The organism is Streptomyces sp. NPDC006463 (assembly GCF_042870715.1).
Classification (GTDB): Bacteria; Actinomycetota; Actinomycetes; order Streptomycetales; family Streptomycetaceae; genus Streptomyces.
The window spans coordinates 120,668-142,893 of record NZ_JBIAHP010000015.1 but is presented as its reverse complement, the minus strand read 5'-3'; the positions used below and the strand labels follow the sequence as shown (position 1 = coordinate 142,893).

The 22,226-nt window shown below is 71.0% G+C and carries 21 protein-coding genes; 16 read left to right on the top strand and 5 right to left on the bottom strand.

Features of this window, described 5'->3' with window-relative positions:
- Nucleotides 1-3 precede the first annotated feature (3 nt).
- From rsmD to mutM, 7 genes are all read left to right on the top strand, one after another.
- Nucleotides 4-582 (top strand): 16S rRNA (guanine(966)-N(2))-methyltransferase RsmD, encoded by a 579-nt coding sequence (gene rsmD / locus ACFYOB_RS26475; RefSeq protein WP_388563463.1) that lies wholly within the window; start codon nt 4-6, stop codon nt 580-582.
- Nucleotides 583-596: 14 nt separating this feature from the next.
- Nucleotides 597-1,076, top strand: a complete 480-nt coding sequence (gene coaD, locus ACFYOB_RS26470; RefSeq protein WP_388563535.1) for a pantetheine-phosphate adenylyltransferase — start codon at nt 597-599, stop codon at nt 1,074-1,076.
- A gap of 103 nt (nt 1,077-1,179) precedes the next feature.
- Nucleotides 1,180-2,193, top strand: a complete 1,014-nt coding sequence (locus ACFYOB_RS26465; protein ID WP_388563461.1) for a cell division initiation protein — start codon at nt 1,180-1,182, stop codon at nt 2,191-2,193.
- Between the two features lie 111 nt (nt 2,194-2,304).
- Complete coding sequence (locus ACFYOB_RS26460) at nt 2,305-2,973, top strand: YceD family protein (protein WP_388563459.1); 669 nt, start codon at nt 2,305-2,307, stop codon at nt 2,971-2,973.
- Nucleotides 2,974-2,975: 2 nt separating this feature from the next.
- Nucleotides 2,976-3,149 (top strand): 50S ribosomal protein L32, encoded by a 174-nt coding sequence (gene rpmF / locus ACFYOB_RS26455; protein WP_003965982.1) that lies wholly within the window; start codon nt 2,976-2,978, stop codon nt 3,147-3,149.
- Between the two features lie 19 nt (nt 3,150-3,168).
- The gene (gene rnc / locus ACFYOB_RS26450) at nt 3,169-4,029 is read left to right on the top strand and encodes a ribonuclease III (RefSeq protein ID WP_388563457.1); all 861 of its coding nucleotides are present in this window, start codon (nt 3,169-3,171) and stop codon (nt 4,027-4,029) included.
- Between the two features lie 131 nt (nt 4,030-4,160).
- The gene (gene mutM, locus ACFYOB_RS26445) at nt 4,161-5,045 is read left to right on the top strand and encodes a bifunctional DNA-formamidopyrimidine glycosylase/DNA-(apurinic or apyrimidinic site) lyase (protein ID WP_388563455.1); all 885 of its coding nucleotides are present in this window, start codon (nt 4,161-4,163) and stop codon (nt 5,043-5,045) included.
- On the opposite strand, the gene ACFYOB_RS26440 is transcribed toward mutM, so the two are convergent.
- Nucleotides 5,018-5,425 (bottom strand): winged helix-turn-helix transcriptional regulator, encoded by a 408-nt coding sequence (locus ACFYOB_RS26440; RefSeq protein WP_388563453.1) that lies wholly within the window; start codon nt 5,423-5,425, stop codon nt 5,018-5,020. The genes mutM and ACFYOB_RS26440 overlap by 28 nt on opposite strands.
- 124 nt (nt 5,426-5,549) lie before the next feature.
- Between ACFYOB_RS26440 and ACFYOB_RS26435 the strand changes: the two genes are divergently transcribed.
- Nucleotides 5,550-6,155 carry a flavodoxin family protein gene (locus ACFYOB_RS26435; protein ID WP_328927862.1) on the top strand — a complete coding sequence of 202 codons (606 nt, stop codon included), beginning with the start codon at nt 5,550-5,552 and terminating at the stop codon, nt 6,153-6,155.
- A 13-nt stretch (nt 6,156-6,168) separates the two neighbouring features.
- Here the strand turns inward: ACFYOB_RS26435 and ACFYOB_RS26430 are convergent, their stop codons facing one another.
- Nucleotides 6,169-7,143, bottom strand: coding sequence for a CAP domain-containing protein (locus ACFYOB_RS26430; RefSeq protein WP_388563451.1), 975 nt, complete (start codon nt 7,141-7,143; stop codon nt 6,169-6,171).
- 138 nt (nt 7,144-7,281) lie between these two features.
- Here ACFYOB_RS26430 and ACFYOB_RS26425 point away from each other — a divergent pair, with 138 nt between their 5' ends.
- The 4 genes from ACFYOB_RS26425 to ACFYOB_RS26410 all read left to right on the top strand — a co-directional run bounded on the left by ACFYOB_RS26425 (nt 7,282) and on the right by ACFYOB_RS26410 (nt 13,585).
- A complete protein-coding gene (locus ACFYOB_RS26425; protein ID WP_388563449.1) occupies nt 7,282-7,563 on the top strand; it encodes an acylphosphatase in 282 nt (93 codons plus the stop codon).
- Nucleotides 7,564-7,912: 349 nt separating this feature from the next.
- Nucleotides 7,913-8,131, top strand: a complete 219-nt coding sequence (locus tag ACFYOB_RS26420; protein WP_069922122.1) for a hypothetical protein — start codon at nt 7,913-7,915, stop codon at nt 8,129-8,131.
- A 184-nt stretch (nt 8,132-8,315) separates the two neighbouring features.
- Nucleotides 8,316-11,936, top strand: a complete 3,621-nt coding sequence (gene smc, locus ACFYOB_RS26415) for a chromosome segregation protein SMC (RefSeq protein WP_388563447.1) — start codon at nt 8,316-8,318, stop codon at nt 11,934-11,936.
- Between the two features lie 218 nt (nt 11,937-12,154).
- Nucleotides 12,155-13,585 (top strand): sugar porter family MFS transporter, encoded by a 1,431-nt coding sequence (locus ACFYOB_RS26410; RefSeq protein WP_388563445.1) that lies wholly within the window; start codon nt 12,155-12,157, stop codon nt 13,583-13,585.
- Nucleotides 13,586-13,625: 40 nt separating this feature from the next.
- On the opposite strand, the gene ACFYOB_RS26405 is transcribed toward ACFYOB_RS26410, so the two are convergent.
- Together ACFYOB_RS26405 and ACFYOB_RS26400 are read right to left on the bottom strand one after the other, a co-directional pair.
- A complete protein-coding gene (locus ACFYOB_RS26405; RefSeq protein ID WP_388563443.1) occupies nt 13,626-14,612 on the bottom strand; it encodes an LLM class flavin-dependent oxidoreductase in 987 nt (328 codons plus the stop codon).
- Between the two features lie 63 nt (nt 14,613-14,675).
- Nucleotides 14,676-16,118 (bottom strand): cytosine permease, encoded by a 1,443-nt coding sequence (locus ACFYOB_RS26400; protein WP_388563441.1) that lies wholly within the window; start codon nt 16,116-16,118, stop codon nt 14,676-14,678.
- A gap of 142 nt (nt 16,119-16,260) precedes the next feature.
- Here ACFYOB_RS26400 and ftsY point away from each other — a divergent pair, with 142 nt between their 5' ends.
- The gene (ftsY, locus tag ACFYOB_RS26395) at nt 16,261-17,484 is read left to right on the top strand and encodes a signal recognition particle-docking protein FtsY (protein WP_388563439.1); all 1,224 of its coding nucleotides are present in this window, start codon (nt 16,261-16,263) and stop codon (nt 17,482-17,484) included.
- Between the two features lie 82 nt (nt 17,485-17,566).
- Here the strand turns inward: ftsY and ACFYOB_RS26390 are convergent, their stop codons facing one another.
- A complete protein-coding gene (locus ACFYOB_RS26390; protein WP_388563437.1) occupies nt 17,567-18,235 on the bottom strand; it encodes a bifunctional DNA primase/polymerase in 669 nt (222 codons plus the stop codon).
- Between the two features lie 406 nt (nt 18,236-18,641).
- On the opposite strand from ACFYOB_RS26390, the gene ACFYOB_RS26385 reads away from it, so the two are divergent.
- From ACFYOB_RS26385 to ACFYOB_RS26375, 3 genes are all read left to right on the top strand, one after another.
- The gene (locus ACFYOB_RS26385; RefSeq protein WP_388563435.1) at nt 18,642-20,159 is read left to right on the top strand and encodes a hypothetical protein; all 1,518 of its coding nucleotides are present in this window, start codon (nt 18,642-18,644) and stop codon (nt 20,157-20,159) included.
- Between the two features lie 383 nt (nt 20,160-20,542).
- Nucleotides 20,543-21,886 (top strand): ammonium transporter, encoded by a 1,344-nt coding sequence (locus ACFYOB_RS26380; protein WP_388563433.1) that lies wholly within the window; start codon nt 20,543-20,545, stop codon nt 21,884-21,886.
- Nucleotides 21,883-22,221 (top strand): P-II family nitrogen regulator, encoded by a 339-nt coding sequence (locus ACFYOB_RS26375; protein WP_388563431.1) that lies wholly within the window; start codon nt 21,883-21,885, stop codon nt 22,219-22,221. Before ACFYOB_RS26380 ends, ACFYOB_RS26375 begins: the two co-directional genes overlap by 4 nt.
- The last annotated feature ends 5 nt before the right edge of the window (nt 22,222-22,226 follow it).

The following is a 22,226-nucleotide window of genomic DNA, read 5'->3' as shown; positions in this document are numbered from 1 at the left end:
CAGATGACCCGCGTGATCGCCGGCAGCGCCGGCGGGCGACGGCTGACGGTGCCCCCGGGCACCGGGACCCGGCCGACCTCGGACCGGATGCGCGAAGGGCTCTTCTCCACCTGGGAGTCGCTGCACGGCGTCGAAGGGGCCCGGGTGCTCGACCTGTACGGCGGCTCCGGGGCCGTCGGCCTGGAGGCCCTCTCGCGCGGCGCGGCCCACGCCCTGCTGGTCGAGGCCGACGCCAAGGCCGCCAAGGCGATCCGCGACAACATCAGGACGCTGGGCCTGCCCGGCGCCGAGTTCCGGTCGGGGAAGGCCGAGCAGATCGTGGCGGCCACCGCGGCCGGGGACCCGTACGACATCGTCTTCCTGGACCCGCCGTACGCCGTGGACCACGGGGATCTCCGCGAGATCCTCCTCACACTCCGGTCCAATGGCTGGCTCACCGGCGATGCGCTCGTCACCGTGGAGCGCAGCACCAGGAGCGGCGTCTTCCCGTGGCCCGAGGGCTTCGAGCCGCTCCGGTCGCGGAAGTACGGCGAGGGCACCCTTTGGTACGGTCGCGCCGCCTTCACCAGCGAAGACTCATGAACGAGGGAGTTCAGTTGCGCCGCGCCGTCTGTCCGGGGTCCTTCGACCCCATCACCAACGGACACCTCGACATCATCGGACGCGCCTCCCGGCTCTACGACGTGGTCCACGTCGCCGTGATGATCAACCAGTCCAAGCAGGGGCTGTTCACCGTCGAGGAGCGGATCGAGCTGATCCGCGAGGCGACGGCCGACTACGGGAACGTCCAGGTCGAGTCCTTCCACGGCCTGCTCGTCGACTTCTGCAAGCAGCGGGACATCCCGGCCATCGTCAAGGGCCTGCGCGCCGTCAGCGACTTCGACTACGAGCTCCAGATGGCCCAGATGAACATGGGGCTGTCGGGCGTCGAGACGCTGTTCGTGCCGACGAACCCCACCTACAGCTTCCTGTCGTCCTCGCTGGTCAAGGAGGTCGCCGCCTGGGGCGGCGATGTGGCCCACCTGCTGCCAGCGCACGTGCACACGGCGCTGATGGAGCGGCTGCGCGCCCGCTGAGCGACTGACGGTCCGTCAGTCGGTGTCGGGGGCCCGCCCGCCGGCCTTAAAGTCGACCCGTCCGTCTCAGGAACCGCCTGAGGCCGAGAGAGTGCGAGCCCCCATGGACGTGCAGAAGAAGCTCGACGAGATCGTCGCGGCCGTCGGCGGGGCCCGGTCCATGCCCATGTCGGCCTCCTGCGTCATCAACCGCGCCGAGCTGCTCGCCCAGCTCGAAGAGGTCCGCCAGGCGCTCCCCGGCTCGCTCGCGCAGGCGCAGGAGCTCATCGGCGGCCGGGAGCAGATGGTCGAGGAGGCCCGCCGGGAGGCGGAGCGGATCATCGAGTCGGCCCACAGCCAGCGCGGTTCGCTGATCTCCGACACCGAGATCGCGCGGCGCTCCCAGGCCGAGGCGGACCGGATCCTGGACGAGGCCCGCCGGGAGGCGGAGGAGATCCGGGCCGAGGCCGACGACTACGTCGACAGCAAGCTCGCCAACTTCGAGGTCGTGCTGACCAAGACCATCGGTTCGGTGGACCGGGGCCGCGAGAAGCTGCTGGGCCGCGGTCCGGGGCTGGACGAGCAGGGCTACCCCGACGCGGACGCGCCCGAGCGCAGCCACGACCCCGAGACGCAGCGGCAGCAGGCGGACGCGTACGTGGACACCAAGCTGGCGACCTTCGAGGCGGTGCTCTCCAAGACCCTGGAGGCCGTCGGGCGCGGCCGTCAGAAGCTGCTGGGCCGGGTGCCCACGGACGACCTCGGCGCGCACATGGCCGCCCAGGACGCGGCGGGCGGGCAGCAGACCCGCTCGTCGAGCGACGCGGACTTCCTGGCCGGCCTGGCCGAGCCCCAGCAGCTCCAGGCGCCGATCCCGGCCCAGCCGGAGCCGACGTACGACACGTACGCCTACCAGCAGCCGCAGCAGCAGGACGGCTACGCCTACCAGGACCACCAGGACCCCTACGCGGGCTACCAGCAGCAGCCCGACCCCTACGCGGGCTACCAGCAGCAGCCGGACCCGTACTCCGCGTACCAGGAGCCGCAGGCTCAGCAGCCCTCGCTCGACGAGACCAGCTTCTTCGACACGAGCATGATCAACCTGGACCAGCTGCGCCAGTACGAACAGGGGCGCTAGGCCCGGATTGGGCGCAGAGCGCGGCTCCGGGTATCCTGGCTGTTCGGTCGCGCGTATGCACCGCGGTCCATGCTGCCCTCAAGCGGCGGAATTTTTGATCTTTAGCGATCCGTGAAAGCAGGAACGGCCCTGAATACCCGCCTCGACCACCGCAACCCCCTCGTGTTCGACACGCACGAGCTGGGCCGGCGTCCTGGTGCCATGCAGCGGCTGTCCCGTGAGATCGCGGCACCGGCGGACTTCGGTCTCGCCGGGGTCATCGGGGTGCCGGAAGGCAGCCCGGTGAAGCTCAAGCTCCGCTTGGAGTCGGTCATGGAAGGGGTGCTTGTCACAGGCACCGCCCGTGCATCGGCCGTAGGGGAGTGCGTAAGGTGTCTGGAGTCCGTCGAGCGCGAGCTCAAGGCGGACTTCCAGGAGATGTTCTCGTACCCTGACGCCGACGACCGGAGCCGCTCCAAGGCGGAACCGGCCGACGACGCCGAGGACGACGAGGACACGCTCTTCCTCGAGGACGGTTTGTTCGACCTCGAACCCGTGCTGCGCGACGTGGTGGTGCTCGCACTGCCGCTGCAGCCGGTGTGCCGGGAGGACTGTCTCGGACTGTGCCCCGATTGCGGGCTCAGCCTGAACGACGACCCGGACCACCACCATGACGCCGTCGACATCCGTTGGGCGGCATTGCAAGGACTCGTCGTGACCGATCAGGACGGCGAGAAGGACAACATGAGCGGCACTGCCTCTGACGGAGTTCAGGGCGCCGCCGAGAAGCAGGAGAAGTAGCCGTGGCTGTTCCGAAGCGGAAGATGTCGCGCAGCAACACGCGCCACCGCCGGTCGCAGTGGAAGGCTGCGGTCCCCACCCTGGTTTCGTGTGAGCGTTGCCAGGAGCCGAAGCTCCAGCACATTGCGTGCCCGAGCTGCGGCACCTACAACAAGCGCCAGGTCCTCGAGGTCTGAGCGGCTGGTGAGAGGCGCAATGTCTGAGCTGTCCAACGCTGAGAAGCAGGCAGACAGTAACAACGCGGCCTCGTCCCACACGCTTCTGGAAGGGCGGCTCGGGTATCAACTCGAGTCCGCCCTTCTGGTGCGTGCACTGACCCACCGCTCGTACGCGTACGAGAACGGCGGTCTGCCCACCAACGAGCGCCTCGAGTTCCTTGGGGACTCCGTGCTCGGCCTGGTGGTCACGGACACGCTGTACACGACCCACCCGGATCTCCCCGAAGGCCAGCTGGCCAAGCTTCGGGCCGCGGTGGTCAACTCGCGCGCGCTGGCGGAGGTCGGGCGCGGCCTCGAACTCGGCTCCTTCATCCGGCTCGGCCGGGGCGAAGAGGGTACGGGCGGCCGGGACAAGGCCTCCATCCTCGCCGACACCCTTGAAGCGGTGATCGGCGCGGTCTACCTCGACCAGGGCCTCGACGCGGCCTCGGAGCTGGTTCACCGGCTCTTCGACCCGCTCATCGAGAAGTCCTCGAACCTCGGGGCCGGCCTGGACTGGAAGACCAGTCTCCAGGAGCTCACGGCGGCCGAAGGTCTTGGCGTACCGGAATACCTGGTCACCGAGACCGGTCCGGACCACGAGAAGACCTTCACTGCTGCCGCCCGCGTCGGTGGTGTCTCGTACGGCACCGGCACCGGCCGCAGCAAGAAGGAAGCGGAACAGCAGGCGGCGGAATCCGCCTGGCGCGGTATCCGTACCGCGGCGGACGAGCGGATCGCGGCGGAAGCCGCTGCCGCCGCCGCTCCTGCGGTCGAGGTCCCGGCTTCGGCCGAGACCGAGGCCGATGCCGAGGACGGCGGGGCGCCGAAGCCCGCCGACGCGGCGCAGGACGCCTGACCCTTCCTTCGGGATTTCCCCGCCCCGCCCTTGCCTCGCAAGGGCGGGGCGGTCCCGTTTCCCGGGCGCCGAGGCGTGGCCGGTAGGCTCGGCGGCAGCGCCCCGAACCGCATCGCCACCGGAGGAACACCGTGCCCGAGCTGCCCGAGGTCGAAGTCGTGCGGCGGGGGCTGGAGCGCTGGGTGGCCGGGCGGACCGTCGAGGCCGTCGAGGTCCTGCACCCGAGGGCCGTACGGCGCCATCCGGGCGGCGGGGCCGACTTCGCGGCCCGCCTCGCGGGACAGACCATCGGGGTGCCGCAGCGGCGCGGGAAGTACCTGTGGCTGCCCCTGCTGGAGCGGGACCTGTCCGTCCTTGGGCATCTGGGGATGAGCGGGCAGCTGCTCGTGCAGCGGGCGGACGCCCCGGACGAGAAGCACCTGCGGATCAGGGTGCGGTTCACTGATTCCGACAGCGGCTCCGCCGCGGGCGCCGCCGGGACCGAGCTGCGCTTCGTGGACCAGCGGACCTTCGGCGGGCTCTCGTTGCACGAGAACACGCCCGACGGGCTGCCCGACGTCATCGCGCACATCGCGCGCGACCCCCTGGACCCGCTCTTCGACGAGGGGGCCTACCACCTGGCGCTGCGCGCCAAGCGGACCACGGTCAAGCGGGCGCTGCTCGACCAGTCCCTGATCAGCGGCGTCGGCAACATCTACGCGGACGAGGCGCTGTGGCGCGCCAAGCTGCACTACGAGCGCCCGACCGCCACCCTCACGCGCCCCCGGAGCGCGGAACTCCTCGGCCATGTCCGGGACGTCATGAACGCCGCCCTCGACGTGGGCGGCACCAGCTTCGACAGCCTCTACGTCAACGTGAACGGCGAGTCCGGCTACTTCGACCGCTCGCTCGACGCCTACGGGCGCGAGGACGAGCCCTGCCGGCGCTGCGGCACACCGATGCGCCGCCGCCCCTGGATGAACAGGTCCAGCTACTTCTGCCCGCGCTGTCAGCGGGCTCCGCGCGTGTCGTCGTAGGTCTGCCGGGCGGTCAGCACCTGCGGCATGCTCCCCTCCAGGAAGTGGATGAGGGAGAGCAGACGGTCCGCCACCTCGGCGCCGAGCGGGGTCAGTTCGTAGTCCACGCGGGGCGGGTTCGTCGGCTGCGCCTCGCGGTTGACGATGCCGTCGCGCTCCAGCGCGTGCAGGGTCTGGGAGAGCATCTTCTCGCTCACGCCCTCCACCCGGCGGCGCAGCTCGTTGAAGCGGCACGGGCCCTCGCGCAGAGCGCCCACGGTGAGACTGCCCCAGCGACCGGTGACGTGCTCAAGGGTCTCGCGGGACGGGCAGGCGCGCGCGAATGCATCGAACGGCAGTTCGGATCCGTCGGCTTCGGTGCAGAACGCTGGTGTGTCCATGAGAAGAGCGTACCCTCGTGCAGCGCTATCCAATGGGTTGCGCTTTCGAAAAGTTAGTGGTTGTCTTTCTTCCGTCGCACCACGCCCCGTGTGCGGCGAGCACTTTCCGAGGGAGAGAACCGCCTTGTCCGGAACCACGCACACCCCCGTCGTCTCGATCGCCTACCACTCCGGCTACGGCCACACCGCCGTCGTCGCCGAAGCGGTCCGCAACGGCGCCGCCGAGGCCGGCGCGACGGTCCACCTGATCAAGGTCGACGAGATCGACGACGCGCAGTGGGCGCTGCTCGACGCGTCCGACGCGATCGTCTTCGGCTCCCCGACCTACATGGGCACGGCCTCCGGCGCCTTCCACGTCTTCGCCGAGGCCACCTCGAAGCGCTGGTTCGGCGACGCCTGGCAGGACAAGGTGGCGGCCGGGTTCACCAACTCCGCCTCCAAGAGCGGCGACAAGCTGCACACCCTGCAGTTCTTCCAGATCCTGGCCGCGCAGCACGGCATGAGCTGGGTCAACCTGGGCCTGAAGCCGGGCTGGAACTCCAGCACCGCTTCGGAGAACGACCTCAACCGCCTCGGCGTCTTCGCCGGCGCCGCCGCGCAGTCCAACTCGGACGAGGGCGCGGACGCGGTCCACAAGGCCGACATCGCGACTGCCGAGCACCTGGGCCGGCGCGTCGCGGAGCACACCCGTGTCGTCGTCGCGGGCCGCGCGGCGCTGGCCGCGCTCTGATCCCTCTTCGGCTCTAGAAGCCGAAGTCCTGCGTCCACCAGGGGCCGCCGGCGGCGATGTGGACGCCGACGCCCAGGGTGCGGAACTCGCAGTTGAGGATGTTCGCCTTGTGGCCCGGGCTGTTCATCCAGGCCTTCATCACGGCCTCGGCGTCTCCTTGGCCACGGGCTATGTTCTCGCCGCCGAGGCCCGAGATCCCGGCCTTGGTCGCGCGGTCCCAGGGCGTGTTGCCGTCCGGGTCGGTGTGGTCGAAGAAGCCGCGGACGGCCATGTCCTTGCTGAAGGCTTCGGCCAGCGCCGCGAGCGGCGGGTTCGCCCGGACCGGACCGCACCCGGCCATCGCGCGCTCCTGGTTCACCAGGGTCACCACCGCGGCCTCCTCCGCGGAGTGGCCGTCACTGGGCACCGGCGCGGCGGCCGACACCTGGACGGGCGGCTTCGACGGTGCAGCAGGAGCGGGCTTCGCCGGAGCCTTGGCGGCAGGCTTCGCGGCGGGCTTCGCCGGGGCCTTGGCGACGGGCTTCGCGGCGGGCTTGGCGGCGGGCTTCGCGCTGGGCTTCGCCGAGACCGAGGCCGAGGCGCTCGGCGAGGGCGCGGCGGAAACCGGCGCGGCAGCCGACGCGGACGGGCTCGGTGAGGCCGAGGCGCTCGGCGAGGGCGAGGCGGAAGGGGACGGGGAGGCCGACGGGCCGGCGGCGGTACCCGTGCCCGCGGAGGCGCGGCCGGACAGGTTGGCGAGGCCCCCCTGCTGCTCCGGCGTGCTGTGTGCGCGGCTCGGCGACGGCTTCGCCGCTGCCTCCGTCTTGTCGGCGGAACCCGAACCGGCGATTCCCACATAGGGGAAGGAACTGCCGACCGGCACCATGCCGGTGGTGACGGCCGCGGTCCCGAGGGCCACGGCCACCGAGACGCCCAGCAGGCCGGTGCGCAGGGCGGTGCCGCGCTTGCCGCCGCGGTTCGGTGCGGCGTGGAGTCGGTGGCGTCCCATCGGCGACGTGCCTTCCTTAACCAGGTCAAGATCGTCCTAACTCACCCAAACGGGTGAGTTCATTGGTGCGCGACTGTACGGCAGTGGGGCCAGGGGGGCGATGTGCCCCGAAAGTGTTTGCCCCGTTAGCGTTCACGCATGAATGAAGATGTCCGCCTGATCGCCTGGGTGCGCGGCCGTGTGCAGGGAGTGGGCTTCCGCTGGTTCACCAGGGAGAACGCTCTGGAGATCGGCGGGATCGTCGGCTTCGCGCTCAATCTCGACGACGGTCGAGTGCAGGTGGTGGCGGAAGGTCAACGTGAGAATTGCCACCGGCTGCTCGACTGGCTGCAGTCGTCCGACACGCCCGGCCAGGTGAACGGAGTGACAGAGATCTGGGGCACACCGCGCGGTGGCTACGACGGGTTCGCGATCAGATGACGGATCGCCTGATCATGTACTGATCACACCCTGAGATCGTCCGCACACGGTCGGATCTGCGCATTCTCCGTCGACGCGTTGCCGACGCGGACGATCCGTGGAAGGCTCGGAGACGAGGATGATCTCCACGCCCCTTGCGGGGCCCGGGCCGCCCGCCGATACGGGGCGTGATCGTGTTGACCGTCAAACTTTTTGGTGAGACGCTGGAAGCCCCGCGCACCTGAGCTGTTTGGCAGTGTTGGCAGTAGTAAGCGCAGTGACTGTCAGTCGCTGCCGGACATCCGCGGGTGCGATTCCCTCACGACCCACACCGCTTCGGTCGGTCACTCAGTGTGGAGGACCATCCATCATGGCAAAGGCGCTTCTCGGTTACGTCGGCGGTTCCGATCCGCGACTCCTCGCCGAGATGCGACGGCTTCAGCAGCGCGTCCAGGACCTTGAGTCCGAGCTCGTACGGATTCAGTCCGAAAATGACGCGCTGAACGCGGCCGCCGCTCAGCACGACGGAGACTCGCTGCTCGACAGCATCGAGATCGACGTACCCCAGGCGGAGCCTGCGCTCACCTGATCCGCTCAATTCGTCGCTCGACTCCAGCCCCGCATGATCTGCAAGGGACGCTCCGGCGTCCCTTCTTTCTTTCGGCGCCGCGCCCCACGGCATGAGGCCAGGTGGGCGGCTGATTCCTTTTGAGGTCAGTTGTGCCCTGCACCTTCATGGGTGAAACCGAACGCGAAAGGTAGAGTCCGGCGGCGTGCACCTCAAGTCCCTGACCCTGCGCGGCTTCAAATCCTTTGCATCCGCCACCACCCTGCGCTTCGAACCCGGCATCACCTGTGTCGTGGGCCCGAACGGCTCCGGCAAGTCCAATGTGGTGGACGCGCTGTCCTGGGTCATGGGCGAACAAGGGGCCAAGTCCCTGCGCGGTGGGAAGATGGAAGACGTCATCTTCGCCGGGACCACAGGACGTCCGCCGCTCGGACGGGCCGAGGTCTCCCTCACGATCGACAACTCCGACGGCGCGCTGCCCATCGAGTACGCCGAAGTCACCATCACCCGGATCATGTTCCGCGGCGGCAGCAGCGAGTACCAGATCAACGGCGACACCTGCCGCCTGCTCGACATCCAGGAGCTGCTCTCCGACTCCGGCATCGGCCGCGAGATGCACGTCATCGTCGGACAGGGCCAGCTGGACTCCGTCCTGCACGCGGATCCCATGGGGCGCCGCGCCTTCATCGAGGAAGCGGCCGGCGTACTCAAGCACCGCAAGCGCAAGGAGAAGGCGCTGCGGAAGCTGGACGCGATGCAGGCCAACCTCGCGCGCGTACAGGACCTCAACGAAGAGCTGCGGCGCCAGCTGAAGCCCTTGGGCCGACAGGCCGCGGTGGCCCGGCGGGCAGCCGTCATCCAGGCGGACCTGCGGGACGCGCGGCTCCGGCTGCTCGCCGACGACCTGGTCACGCTGCGCCGCGCGCTCGACGCGGAGATCGCGGACGAGGCGGCGCTGAAGGAGCGCAAGGAGGCCGCCGAGGCCCGGCTCGCCGAGGCGCTGCGGCGCGAGGCGCAACTGGAGGAGGCCGTACGGGAGCTCGCGCCGCGGCTCCAGCGGGCGCAGCAGACCTGGTACGAGCTCTCGCAGCTCGCCGAGCGGGTACGGGGGACCGCGTCCCTGGCCGACGCGCGGGTCAAGAGCGCGACCGCGCCCGGCGTGGAGGAGGAGCGGCGGGGGCGCGACCCGGAGGACATGGAGAGGGAGGCCGCCCGGATCCGCGAGCAGGAGGCGGAACTGGCGGCGGCACTGGAGGCGGCATCCCACGCGCTGGAGGACACGGCCGCGCACCGGGCGGAGCTGGAGCGGGCTCTGGCCGCGGAGGAGCGGCGGCTGCGTGACGCCGCTCGGGCCATCGCGGACCGGCGTGAGGCGCTGGCACGGCTGACGGGGCGGCTCGGCGCGGCCCGCTCCCGGGCGGGCGCCGCGCAGGCCGAGATCGACCGGCTCGTCGCGGCGCGGGACGAGGCCGAGGCCCGGGCGGTGGCCGCGCAGGAGGAGTACGAGGCCCTGGCGGAGGAGGTCGGCGGCTTCGACGACGCTTCGGTGGAGGGCGAGTACGAGGCCGCCCGGGCCGCACTCGCGGCGGCGGAGGCCGAACTGACGGCGGCGCGCGACGCCCTGACGGCGGCGGAGCGCTCGCGCGCGGCGGTGTCGGCACGGCGGGACGCGCTGGCGCTCGGCCTGCGCCGCAAGGACGGCACGGGCGCGCTGCTCGCGGCGCGGGAGCAGCTGGCAGGGCTGCTGGGACCGGCGGCGGAGCGCCTGTCGGTGGCCCCCGGGTACGAGGCCGCGGTGGCCGCCGCGCTGGGCTCGGCGGCGGATGCGCTGGCGGTGGCCTCGCCGGGGGCGGCGGCCGAGGCGATCCGTCACCTGCGCGGTGCGGACGCCGGCCGCGCCGCCCTCCTGATCACCCCGCCGCCCGCCCTTGGTGCCCGGAGCCAGGCTCCGGGCCACGTCCCGGCCGAGCCGTCCGCCCCGCCGCTGCCGGACCGGGCCTCGGACCCGGGCGCTGCCGTCCCCGCCGGTGTGCCCGCCGCCGGGCTGGTCGGGGGAGACGCGGAGGCGAGGCGGGCCGTGGGGTGGGTCCTGCGGGACCACTTCGTGGTCGGGACGCTCGACGAGGCCGAGGCCCTCGTCGCCGCGCGGCCCGACGCGGTGGCCGTGACCGTGGACGGGGACGTCCTCGGCGCGCACCTCGCGCACGGCGGCTCCGCCGGTGCGCCCAGCCTGATCGAGGTACAGGCGGCCGTCGACGAGGCGGCGGCGGAGCTGGCCCGGCTGGACGGGCGGTGCCTGGAGCTGGGCGAGGTTCAGACGGCCGCCCAGGCGCGACGGAAGGACGCGGCGGCCCTGGTCGAGGAGCTCGCCGAGCGCCGGCGGGCCGGGGAGCAGGCCCGCGCCGGGCACGCGCAGCAGCTCGGGCGGCTCGCCGGGCAGGCGAAGGGGGCCGCGGGCGAGGCCGAGCGCAGTACCGCAGCCGCGGCCAAGGCCCAGGACGCGCTGGAGCAGGCGCTGATGGACGTGGAGGAGTGCGCGGAGCAGCTGGCGACGGCCGAGGAGATGCCCGTCGAGGAGGAGCCCGACTCCGCGGTCAGGGACCGGCTCGCCGCCGACGGGGCCAACGCCCGCCAGACCGAGATGGAGGCCAGGCTGCAGCTCAGGACCCACGAGGAGCGGGTCAAGGGGCTGGCCGGAAGGGCCGACTCGCTCGACCGGGCGGCCCGCGCGGAACGCGAGGCCCGCATCCGCGCCGAGCGCCGCCGGGCCCGGCGGCGGCACGAGGCGGAAGTGGCCCGGGCGGTCGCCGACGGGGCCCGGCAGCTGCTCGCGCACGTGGAGGTGTCGCTGCGCAGGGCCGACGAGGAGCGCGCCGGGGCCGAGTACGCCAAGGGCCTGCGCGAGCAGGAGCTCGCCGCGGCCAGGAACAGCGGCCGGGACCTGAAGGGCGAGCTCGACAAGCTCACCGACTCCGTGCACCGCGGGGAGGTGCTGGGCGCCGAGAAGCGGCTGCGCATCGAGGCGGTGGAGGCCAAGGCGCTGGAGGAGTTCGGCATGGAGGCGGCCGGGCTCGTCGCCGAGTACGGGCCCGACCAGCCGGTGCCGCCCTCCCCGCCCGCCGAGGGCGAGACGCTGCCCGAGGACGCCGAGCACCCCCGGAACCTGCCCGGCCCCTTCGTCCGCGCCCAGCAGGAGAAGCGGCTCAAGGCGGCCGAGCGCGCATACCAGCAGCTCGGCAAGGTCAACCCGCTCGCACTGGAGGAGTTCGCGGCGCTGGAGGAGCGCCACCAGTTCCTCAGCGAGCAGTTGGAGGACCTCCGCAAGACGCGCGCCGACCTCCTTCAAGTGGTGAAGGAGGTCGACGAACGCGTCGAACAGGTCTTCACCGAGGCCTACCGTGACACGGCCCGGGAGTTCGAGGGGGTCTTCTCGCGGCTGTTCCCCGGCGGCGAGGGCCGACTGGTCCTCACCGACCCCGACAACATGCTGACCACCGGGGTCGACGTGGAAGCCCGCCCGCCGGGCAAGAAGGTCAAGCGGCTGTCACTGCTCTCGGGCGGCGAGCGCTCGCTGACGGCCGTGGCCCTGCTGGTGTCCATCTTCAAGGCGCGGCCCAGCCCGTTCTACGTGATGGACGAGGTCGAGGCCGCGCTCGACGACACCAACCTGCAGCGGCTGATCCGGATCATGGAGGAGCTCCAGGAGAGCTCCCAGCTGATCGTCATCACGCACCAGAAGCGGACGATGGAGGTCGCCGACGCGCTCTACGGCGTCTCGATGCAGGGCGACGGGGTCTCCAAGGTCATCAGCCAGCGGCTGCGCTGACCAGCTCGCTTCAGGAAGTGAACGCTGTGGCCCTCTTCACTCACATGCAGCCGCTTCCTCTTCGCTATTGACTTCAGAAAGTGAAGCCATAGGCTCTGCTGTGCCGTGTCCGACGTTCAGGTGGTGGTGAGCAGTTTGCTGTGCGCCACTGGAGGAACACGCGCACAGAAGCACACCCCCACACCGCCCGCCGTCGGCGCCGGGCCCAGGAGCGCATCTTGACCAGCACAGCGAACGCACCCGCGTCGGGCGGCGGCCGGGCGGCACGCCCCGACCATCTCGGGCACGTCATCTTCATCGCCGCGGCCGCGGCGATGGGCGGTTTCCTGTTCGGCTACGACAGCTCCGTCATCAACGGCGCGGTCGTCGCCATCCGTGAACGGTTCGACGTCGGGTCCGCGGCGCTCGCCCAGGTGATCGCCGCCGCGCTGATCGGCTGCGCCATCGGCGCCGCCACGGCCGGACGCATGGCCGACCGGATCGGCCGCATCCGCTGCATGCAGATCGCCGCCGTCCTGTTCACCGCGAGCGCCATCGGCTCGGCCCTTCCGTTCGCCCTTTGGGACCTGGCGATGTGGCGCGTCATCGGCGGCTTCGGCATCGGCATGGCCTCCGTCATCGGCCCCGCCTACATCGCCGAGGTGTCCCCGGCCGCCTACCGCGGCCGGCTCGCCTCCTTCCAGCAGGCCGCCATCGTCATCGGCATCGCCGTCTCCCAGCTCGTCAACTGGGGCCTGCTGAACCTCGCCGACGGCGACCAGCGCGGTGAGATCGCCGGCCTGGAGGCCTGGCAGTGGATGCTCGGCGTCATGGTCGTCCCGGCCGTGATCTACGGGCTGCTGTCCTTCGTCATCCCGGAGTCCCCCCGCTACCTGATCTCCGTCGGCCGCACCGAGCAGGCCAAGCAGGTGCTGCGCGAGGTCGAGGGCTCGAAGATCGACATCGACGCGCGTGCCACCGAGATCGAGCACGCGATGCGCTCGGAGCAGAAGTCCACCTTCAAGGACCTGCTGGGCGGCCGCTTCGGCTTCCTGCCCATCGTCTGGATCGGCATCGGCCTCTCCGTCTTCCAGCAGCTCGTCGGCATCAACGTGATCTTCTACTACAGCTCCTCGCTGTGGCAGTCCGTCGGCATCGACCCGACCAGCTCGTTCCTCTACTCCTTCACCACGTCGATCATCAACATCATCGGCACGGTGATCGCGATGGTCCTCGTCGACCGGATCGGCCGCAAGCCGCTCGCCCTCATCGGCTCGGCGGGCATGGCCGTCTCCCTGGGCCTGTGCGCGTGGGCGTTCTCCTTCAAGGAGGAGATCGGCGGCACCATCTCGATCCCCAGCACCCAGGGCACGGTCGCGCTGATCGCCGCCCACGCCTTCGTGCTCTTCTTCGCCCTGTCCTGGGGCGTGGTGGTCTGGGTGCTGCTCGGCGAGATGTTCCCGAACCGCATCCGGGCGGCGGCCCTCGGTGTCGCCGCCGCGGCCCAGTGGATCGCCAACTGGGTCATCACCGTGTCGTTCCCGTCCCTGTCGGACTGGAGCCTGTCCGGCGCGTACGTCATCTACACCGTCTTCGCCCTGCTCTCGATCCCCTTCATCCTCAAGTGGGTGCCGGAGACCAAGGGCAAGGCGCTGGAGGAGATGGGGTAACCACCCCCGCCAACACCCCTCTCCTCGATACTGCCCCGGCTCAGTCCTTGAGCCGGGGCAGTACCTGTTCGCACAGCAGGTGCAGACTGCGCCAGCCCTCGTCCAGCGGCATCCCGCCGCACAGCGGGTGCAGCACCAGGTTCCCCGTCTCGCCCGCGCCCCGGGCGTACGAGAGCGCCTGCTCCGGCGTGAGGATCCGGTACACGCCCTCCGCGCGCAGCTCCGCCACCGAGCGCGCCTTCGACCGTACGGCGCTGCGGATGTCCTTGGACTGCCAGGACGCGTACATGCCCGCCTCGTGCAGGAAACACTCGCCGTACTCGGCCCAGACCCGGTCGGGGTCCTCGGCGATGTGCAGCAGCGGGGTCTCGGCCGCCGGCATCATGCAGAAGCCCTCCGTGCCGTACTCCGTCAGCCGCGCGTTGTAGTACGCCTCCAGCTCCGGCAGGTGGGCGCTCGGGAAGAACGGCAGCCCGAGCCGGGCCGCGCGCCGCGCCGCCGCCTGTGAACTCCCGCCGACCAGGAGCATCGGGTGCGGCCGGGTGAAGGGCCGCGGGGTCACCCGTACGGTGCGGCCGCGGAACTCGAACGGCTCGCCCGTCCACGCCTTCAGCAGGGTCTCCAGCAGCTCGTCCTGGAGCCTGCCGCGCCGGCCCCACTCCACGCCGTGCTGCTCGTACTCCTCGGGCCGGTAGCCGATGCCGGCGACGGTGACCAGGCGCCCGCCGCTCAGCAGGTCCAGGACGGCGATGTCCTCGGCCACCTTCAGCGGGTCGTACAGCGGGCCGATGATCGCCGAGACGGTCACCGCGATCCGGCGGGTCGCACCGAAGACCGCGCCCGCGAAGGCGAACGGGGAGGGCAGCCAGTTGTTGCCGGCGCCGTGGTGCTCCTCGGTCTGGACGGTGTCGATCCCGCGGTCGTCCGCGTACCTCGCCATCTCCAGCGCCGCCTTGTACCGGGCGGAGAGGGACTCGGGGGTGCCGTTCGGGTCGACGAGATTGAACCGGGCCACGGTGATGGGCATGGAGAAGTCCCCCTTCGCCGGATGTGGGTGGGCGGGCGAAGGGGGACGTTAGCTGACGCAGCGTCAGTTGGACAGGGATCCGGCGGGCTCGCGATCCTCGGCCGCCTGCGCCGCGGGAGCCCCGGGGGCGGTGCGCGGCAGCACGGCGTACAGCACGCCGGAGGTGACGATGCCCGCCGCCCAGCCGAGGCCGTTGTGCCCGATCCAGGTGCCGGCGAGCGGCCCGGCGAACCAGTCCACCTTCGTGAACAGCAGGCCCACCAGCAGGGCGAGGGCCCACGCGGTCATCGCCTGCCAGGCGAAGCCGCCCTTGTACCAATAGGCGCTCGTCCGCGTGGTGTCCAGGAGCGCGGCGCCGTCGTACGTCCTGCGGCGCAGCATGTCCACGCCGAAGACGCCGATCCAGGCGGAGAAGGCCACGGCCAGCAGGGTCAGGAAGGAGATGAAGGAACCGAAGAAGCTGGTCGCGACCACCATCAGCAGGAAACCGAAGACCAGGCTGATGACGGCGTTGACGCTGACCGCCCAGGCGCGCGGCACCTTGATGCCGAGGGTCTGCGCGGTGAACCCGGCCGAGTACATCGACATCGAGTTGATCAGCAGCATGCCGACGAGCGCGATGAGCAGGTACGGGACCGCGATCCAGGTCGGCAGCAGCTCGCCGATGAAGGAGACCGGGTCCTGGGCGGTGGCCAGGTCCGGAGTGCCGACGGCCATGACCGCACCCATCAGGACCATCGGGAGCACGACCACGCCGGCGCCGCCGATCGTCGCGCCGACCATGGCCCCGGAGGAGGCGGTACGGGGCAGGTAGCGGGTGAAGTCGGGACCGGACGGGACCCAGCTGATGCCGCCGGCCGCGATCGTGCCGATGCCCGCGATCATCATCGCGGTGGAGCCGGCCGGCTTGCCGAAGACGGCGGACCAGTCGGTGGTGACGACCAGGTACCCGAGGACGAGCACGCTGAAGGCGCCGAACAGGTACGTCGACCACTTCGAGCAGACCCGCAGCGCGTTGATGCCGAGGCCCGAGACCACGAAGGTGCAGCCCACGAAGAACAGCAGCGTGACGACGATGAGGGCGGTGCTGCTCTCGACGCCGAAGAGCAGGTCGAGCACGGTCAGTACGGCGTAGGCGCCGCTGACCGCGTTGATCGTCTCCCAGCCCCACCGGGCCACCCAGATCAGCGCGCCCGGCAAGAGGTTGCCGCGCTGTCCGAACACGGCCCGCGAGAGGGCCATGCCCGGGGCGCCGCCCCGCTTGCCGGCGATCGAGATCAGACCGACGATCCCGTACGAGACGACCGGGGCCGCGACCGCGACGACCAGCACCTGCCAGATGTTGAGCTTGTTGAAGATCACCAGGCCCGCGCCCATGGTCAGCAGCAGCACGCTGATGTTGGCGGCGACCCAGGTGGGGACGAGCTCGCGGACCCGGCCGCCGCGCTCGCCGTCCGGGACGGGCTCCAGGCCGCGGGTCTCGATCGCGGTCTCTTCGGCAGGCATGCGGTACTCCGTGGAGAGGGCGTGGAGGGAAGTCGCCCATCATCATTGATTTACCGCTAAAACCACAAATTCCGGCTTACAGTCCGATGGCAACGTCCAAGGTCCGGGCTTCGGGGCGGCTGTGGCCGATACTGGGTGGGTTATGGACATCCTCATCCTTGCTGTAGTCATCGCCCTGGTCGCGGTCGGCGTGATCAGCGGGCTCGTGGTCAGCAGCCGCAAGAAGAAGCAGCTGCCGCCACCGGCACCGCCGAGCACGCCGACCATCACTGCTCCGCCTGCCGAACCGCAGGTGGGGGAGGACGCCGTAGAGACGGCGGAAGAGCCGCGCCGCACCATCGAGGAGGTCGGCCTTCCCGACGCGGAGACCGCCCTCGAATCGCCGGTCGCGGCCGAGGACCCGGTCATCGAGGCGCCGCCCGCGCCCCGGATCGAGATCCCCGAGCCCACCGCCGGCCGCCTCGTCCGGCTGCGCGCGCGCCTCGCCCGGTCGCAGAACACCCTCGGCAAGGGGCTGCTCACGCTGCTCTCCCGGGAGCACCTCGACGAGGAAACCTGGGAGGAGATCGAAGAGACCCTCCTCATCGCCGACGTCGGTGTCGCACCGACCCAGGAGCTGGTCGACCGGCTCCGTGAGCGGGTCAAGGTGCTCGGCACGCGCACCCCGGCGGAACTTCGCACGCTGCTGAAGGAGGAGCTGCTGACCCTGGTCGGCACCGACTTCGACCGCGCCGTGAAGACCGAGAGCGGCGCCGACACCCCGGCCGTCGTGATGGTCGTCGGTGTCAACGGCACCGGCAAGACCACCACCACCGGCAAGCTCGCCCGCGTCCTCGTCGCCGACGGCCGCAGCGTGGTGCTCGGCGCGGCCGACACCTTCCGCGCGGCGGCCGCCGACCAGCTCCAGACCTGGGGCGAGCGCGTGGGCGCCCGTACCGTACGCGGCCCCGAGGGCGGCGACCCCGCCTCGATCGCCTACGACGCGGTCAAGGAGGGCATCGCCGAGGGCGCCGACGTGGTGCTCATCGACACCGCGGGCCGCCTGCACACCAAGACCGGTCTCATGGACGAGCTCGGCAAGGTCAAGCGCGTCGTCGAGAAGCACGGCCCGCTGGACGAGGTCCTGCTCGTGCTGGACGCCACCACCGGGCAGAACGGCCTGACCCAGGCCCGCGTCTTCGCGGAGGTCGTGGACATCACCGGCATCGTGCTGACCAAGCTCGACGGAACCGCCAAGGGCGGCATCGTCGTCGCCGTCCAGCGCGCGCTCGGCGTCCCGGTCAAGCTCGTCGGCCTCGGCGAGGGCGCCGACGACCTGGCGCCCTTCGAGCCGGAGGCGTTCGTGGACGCCCTGATCGGCGACTGAGCGGTCCGTACGCACGCCCGTGCCCCTGTCCTCCGGCCGGAGGACAGGGGCACGGGCGTGTACGGGGGCTTCTTGGCGGGGCCTATCCGCGGAAGCGGTGGCAGATGTAGGCGAGGGTGCCCAGCAGCAGCCGGGCCTGCGGCGGGCTCGCGGCGGAATCGAGCGCGGGCGGGCGCAGCCAGCCGACCTGGCCCAGGCCGGCCCGGTCGGAGGGCGGCGCCGTGACGTACGCCCCCCGGCCCAGCGCCCGCAGGTCCAGGTCGGCGTCGTCCCAGCCCATCCGGTACAGCAGCTGCGGCAGCCCGGCCGCCGCGCCCGGCGCCACGAAGAACTGGGCCCTGCCGTCCGCGGTCACGACGACCGGCCCGAGCGGCAGGCCCATCCGCTCCAGCCGGACCAGCGCGCGCCGCCCGGCCTCCTCCGAGACCTCGATGACGTCGAAGGACCGGCCCACGGGCAGCAGTACCGCCGCGCCCGGGTACTCGCCCCAGGCCTCGGTGACCTCGTCCAGGGTGGCCCCCGCCTTGACGGTGGGGGCGAAGGGCAGCGGGTGCGCCCCGGGGGCGGCGCACCCGGTGTCCCCGCAGGAGCAGTCACCGGCGGGTGAGGCGGCGCGGGTGCCCGGTACCACGTCCCAGCCCCACAGCCCCGTGTACTCCGCCACGGCTGTGCATTCCGACGTCCGGCCCCGGCGCCGGGCGCCGGAACGGAACTCCTTGGTGCTGCGGCTGCCGCCGATCGTGAAGCCCATGCCCATGCCCCCTCCAACGGGTCGGACGCGCCGGTGGTTACGACATCGGCGGGACCGGCTGCCGGCGGTCCGCCGCGGGGTTCCTCTGCCGCGGCCCGGCGCACTCCTCGCCGCGCGCGCCCCTGGCGCACTCCAGTCCAACCGATCCGTTTTCGCCTTGTGTCAAGTGAATCGCGCCTGGCGGGTGACTAGTTCATTCGAAGGGGTGGCGAATGGTGGCGTTTCCGGGATCGACCTCGCGGGAGGGGTGATCGTAGGATTACTTTCGGTACACGAACCCCCAAGGCAGACCCGTCCGTGGGTATGCCGGAGGCAATGCGTGAAGGACTCGTGAAGGTCCGTGGCGGCGCTCGCCGCTCCCGCCAGGGTTTCGTGTGGAAGATGCGATGCGGATGGGGGCGTTCCAGTGAGCGGCAACGACGCAAGCGGAACGAGCGACGAGTGTGCTGACCGTAATGATCAGCTGACGTCATGGTTCGTCCGCAGCGGCTGGTCGAAGGGTGAGCTCGCCCGCCAGGTCAACCGTCGTGCCCGCCAGATGGGCGCCCACCACATCAGCACGGACACCTCCCGCGTGCGCCGCTGGCTCGACGGCGAACAGCCCCGCGAGCCCGTCCCCCGGATCCTCTCCGAGCTGTTCTCGGAGCGCTTCGGTTCCGTGGTCGCCATCGAGCAGCTCGGCCTGCGCACCGCCCACCAGACCCCGTCCGTCTCCGGCGTCGACCTGCCCTGGGCGGGCCCGCAGACCGTCGAACTGCTCGGTGAATTCTCCCGCAGCGACCTGATGCTGGCCCGCCGGGGCTTCCTCGGGACCTCGCTCGCCCTCTCCGCCGGACCCGCCCTGATCGAGCCCATGCAGCGCTGGCTCGTCCCTGCCCCGGCCGCCGACCCGGGACCGCGCGCGGTCGGGGTCCCCCCGGCGGAGCGAGGGGGAGGGCCGGCGGGCGCCCTCGGCGGCCACCGCCCGCCCCGGCTCTCCGAGCCCGAGCTCGGCCTCCTCGACGCCACCACCGTGATGTTCCGCCAGTGGGACGCCCAGTGCGGCGGCGGGCTGCGCCGCAAGGCCGTGGTGGGCCAGCTCCACGAGGTCACCGACCTGCTCCAGGAGAACCACCCGGCCCCCGTCATGAAGCGGCTCTTCAAGGTCGCCGCGGAGCTCGCCGAACTGGCCGGCTGGATGAGCTACGACATCGGCCTGCACCCCACCGCCCAGAAGTACTTCGTCCTCGCGCTGCACGCCGCGAAGGAGGCCGGGGACAAGCCGCTCGGCTCGTACATCCTCTCCGGCATGAGCCGCCAGATGATCCACCTCGGCCGCCCCGAGGACGCGCTGGAACTCGTACACCTCGCGCAGTACGGCAGCCGCGACTGCGCCGGCCCGCGCACCCAGGCCATGCTGTATGCGATGGAGGCCCGCGCCTACGCCAACATGGGGCAGCCCAGCCGTTGCAAGCGGGCCGTGCGGATGGCCGAGGACACCTTCGCCGACGTCGGCTTCGGGGGCGAACCCGAACCCGACTGGATCCGCTTCTTCTCCGAGGCCGAGCTGAACGGCGAGAACTCGCACTCGTACCGCGATCTGGCCTACGTCGCCGGGCGCAGCCCCACGTACGCCTCCCTCGCCGAACCCGTCATGGCGAAGGCCGTCGCACTGTTCGAGAAGGACGAGGAGCACCAGCGCTCCTACGCCCTCAACCTCATCGGCATGGCCACCGTGCACCTGCTCCAGCGCGAGCCCGAGCAGGCCACCGTCCTCGTCGGCCGGGCCCTCGACGTGGCGGGAAAGGTTCGCTCCGAACGGGTGAACACGCGACTGCGCAAGACCGTCGACACCGCCGCCCGTGAGTACGGTGACGTCTCCGACGTGCGCCGGCTCACCGACGTCCTCGCCGCCCGGCTCCCCGAAGCCGCGGAGGCCGTCTAGCGGCCCGGGCGGCCGCCCTCCCAGACCCCGGCCGCGGCAGTCACCCCGTGAAGCCCGATCAGGCTCCCCCAGCCAGGACATCCGGGTCACCGCCGCGGCCGGCCCCTCTTGGCCACTGAACCGCGGGCCGCTCCCGCGGGTGCGGCCGATCGCCGTCGTGGTTGCTCAATCGACGGTTGCCGTGTTCATCGGGCTGTAACAGCCCGGACGCCTTCGTCATCGGCGCGAAACACCGAGCGGCGCCGCCGGAAACCGGCCTGCGCGAATCTCAGGGTCATTAACCGGCCAGTCCCGGCCAGCCCCCCATCCGGCCGGACCCCTTAACGCCGCTCAGGTTTTCACGATCGCCCGCACGCGAACGTACCGACGACGAGGAGACGCCGATGGCATCAGCCATCACGACCCTCGCGGCAGACGCCCCGACGCTGTCTGCCGCGAACACCGGGTTCATGCTCATCTGCTCCGCCCTGGTCATGCTGATGACCCCGGGACTCGCCTTCTTCTACGGAGGCATGGTCCGCGTCAAGAGCAGCCTCAACATGCTGATGATGAGCTTCATCAGCCTCGGGATCGTCACGATCCTCTGGGTCCTCTACGGCTTCAGCCTCGCCTTCGGCACCGACTCCGGCTCCTTCATCGGCTGGAACTCCGACTACGTGGGCCTCAGCGGCATCGGCATCACCGAGCTGTGGGACGGCTACACCATCCCGGTCTACGTCTTCGCCGTCTTCCAGCTGATGTTCGCCGTCATCACCCCGGCCCTGATCAGCGGCGCCCTCGCCGACCGCGTGAAGTTCAGCGCCTGGGCCCTGTTCACCGTCCTGTGGGTCACCGTCGTCTACTTCCCCGTCGCCCACTGGGTGTGGGGCGCCGGCGGCTGGCTCTTCGAGCTCGGCGTCATCGACTTCGCGGGCGGCACCGCCGTCCACATCAACGCCGGCGCCGCCGCCCTCGGCGTGATCCTGGTCATCGGCAAGCGCGTCGGCTTCAAGAAGGACCCGATGCGCCCGCACAGCCTCCCCCTCGTGATGCTCGGCGCCGGTCTGCTCTGGTTCGGCTGGTTCGGCTTCAACGCGGGCTCCTGGCTCGGCAACGACGACGGCGTCGGCGCGGTCATGTTCGTCAACACCCAGGTCGCCACCGCCGCCGCCATGCTCGCCTGGCTCGGCTACGAGAAGCTGCGCCACGGCTCCTTCACCACCCTCGGCGCCGCCTCCGGCGCGGTCGCCGGCCTCGTCGCCATCACCCCCTCCGGCGGCTCCTGCTCCCCGCTCGGGGCGATCGCCATCGGCGCGATCGCCGGTGTCGTCTGCGCCATGGCCGTCGGCCTCAAGTACAAGTTCGGCTACGACGACTCCCTCGACGTGGTCGGCGTCCACCTCGTAGGCGGTGTCATCGGCTCGCTGCTGGTGGGCTTCTTCGCCACCGGCGGGGTCCAGTCCGACGCGGCCGGCCTCTTCTACGGCGGCGGCCTGGAGCAGCTCGGCAAGCAGGCCATCGGAGTCTTCGCGGTCCTGGCCTACTCTCTCGTGGCGTCCGCGCTGCTCGCCTTCCTCCTCGACAAGACGATCGGGATGCGGGTCACCGAGGACGACGAGGTCTCCGGCATCGACCAGGTCGAACACGCCGAGACCGCTTACGACTTCAGCGGAGCCGGCGGCGGATCCTCCGCACGGAGCACCGCCGCCCCCGCCCCCGCCGCCGCGAGCAAGAAGGTTGACGCATGAAGCTGATCACCGCGATCGTCAAGCCGCACAAGCTGGACGAGATCAAGGAAGCCCTCCAGACCTTCGGAGTCCAGGGGCTCACGGTCACCGAGGCCAGCGGCTACGGCCGTCAGCGCGGCCACACCGAGGTCTACCGGGGCGCCGAATACACCGTGGACCTCGTACCCAAGATCCGCATCGAGGTGCTCGTAGAGGACGCCGACGCCGAAGAGGTGATCCGGGTCATCGTGAGCGCCGCCGCCACCGGCAAGATCGGCGACGGCAAGGTGTGGAGCGTCCCCGTGGACTCGGTCGTCCGGGTCCGCACCGGCGAGCGCGGCGCTGACGCGCTCTAGGTGAC

Bases quoted from the DNA above. Each gene is read 5' to 3' on its own strand.
- ACFYOB_RS26430 (WP_388563451.1), bottom strand. From the start codon at position 7,143: ATGGGACGCCACCGACTCCACGCCGCACCGAACCGCGGCGGCAAGCGC.
- ACFYOB_RS26400 (WP_388563441.1), bottom strand. From the start codon at position 16,118: ATGCCTGCCGAAGAGACCGCGATCGAGACCCGCGGCCTGGAGCCCGTC.
- ACFYOB_RS26425 (WP_388563449.1), top strand. From the start codon at position 7,282: ATGAATGAAGATGTCCGCCTGATCGCCTGGGTGCGCGGCCGTGTGCAG.
- ACFYOB_RS26375 (WP_388563431.1), top strand. From the start codon at position 21,883: ATGAAGCTGATCACCGCGATCGTCAAGCCGCACAAGCTGGACGAGATC.
- ACFYOB_RS26465 (WP_388563461.1), top strand. From the start codon at position 1,180: ATGGACGTGCAGAAGAAGCTCGACGAGATCGTCGCGGCCGTCGGCGGG.
- ftsY (WP_388563439.1), top strand. From the start codon at position 16,261: ATGGACATCCTCATCCTTGCTGTAGTCATCGCCCTGGTCGCGGTCGGC.
- ACFYOB_RS26405 (WP_388563443.1), bottom strand. From the start codon at position 14,612: ATGCCCATCACCGTGGCCCGGTTCAATCTCGTCGACCCGAACGGCACC.
- rsmD (WP_388563463.1), top strand. From the start codon at position 4: ATGACCCGCGTGATCGCCGGCAGCGCCGGCGGGCGACGGCTGACGGTG.
- ACFYOB_RS26390 (WP_388563437.1), bottom strand. From the start codon at position 18,235: ATGGGCTTCACGATCGGCGGCAGCCGCAGCACCAAGGAGTTCCGTTCC.
- ACFYOB_RS26380 (WP_388563433.1), top strand. From the start codon at position 20,543: ATGGCATCAGCCATCACGACCCTCGCGGCAGACGCCCCGACGCTGTCT.
- ACFYOB_RS26440 (WP_388563453.1), bottom strand. From the start codon at position 5,425: ATGGACACACCAGCGTTCTGCACCGAAGCCGACGGATCCGAACTGCCG.
- ACFYOB_RS26420 (WP_069922122.1), top strand. From the start codon at position 7,913: ATGGCAAAGGCGCTTCTCGGTTACGTCGGCGGTTCCGATCCGCGACTC.
- rnc (WP_388563457.1), top strand. From the start codon at position 3,169: ATGTCTGAGCTGTCCAACGCTGAGAAGCAGGCAGACAGTAACAACGCG.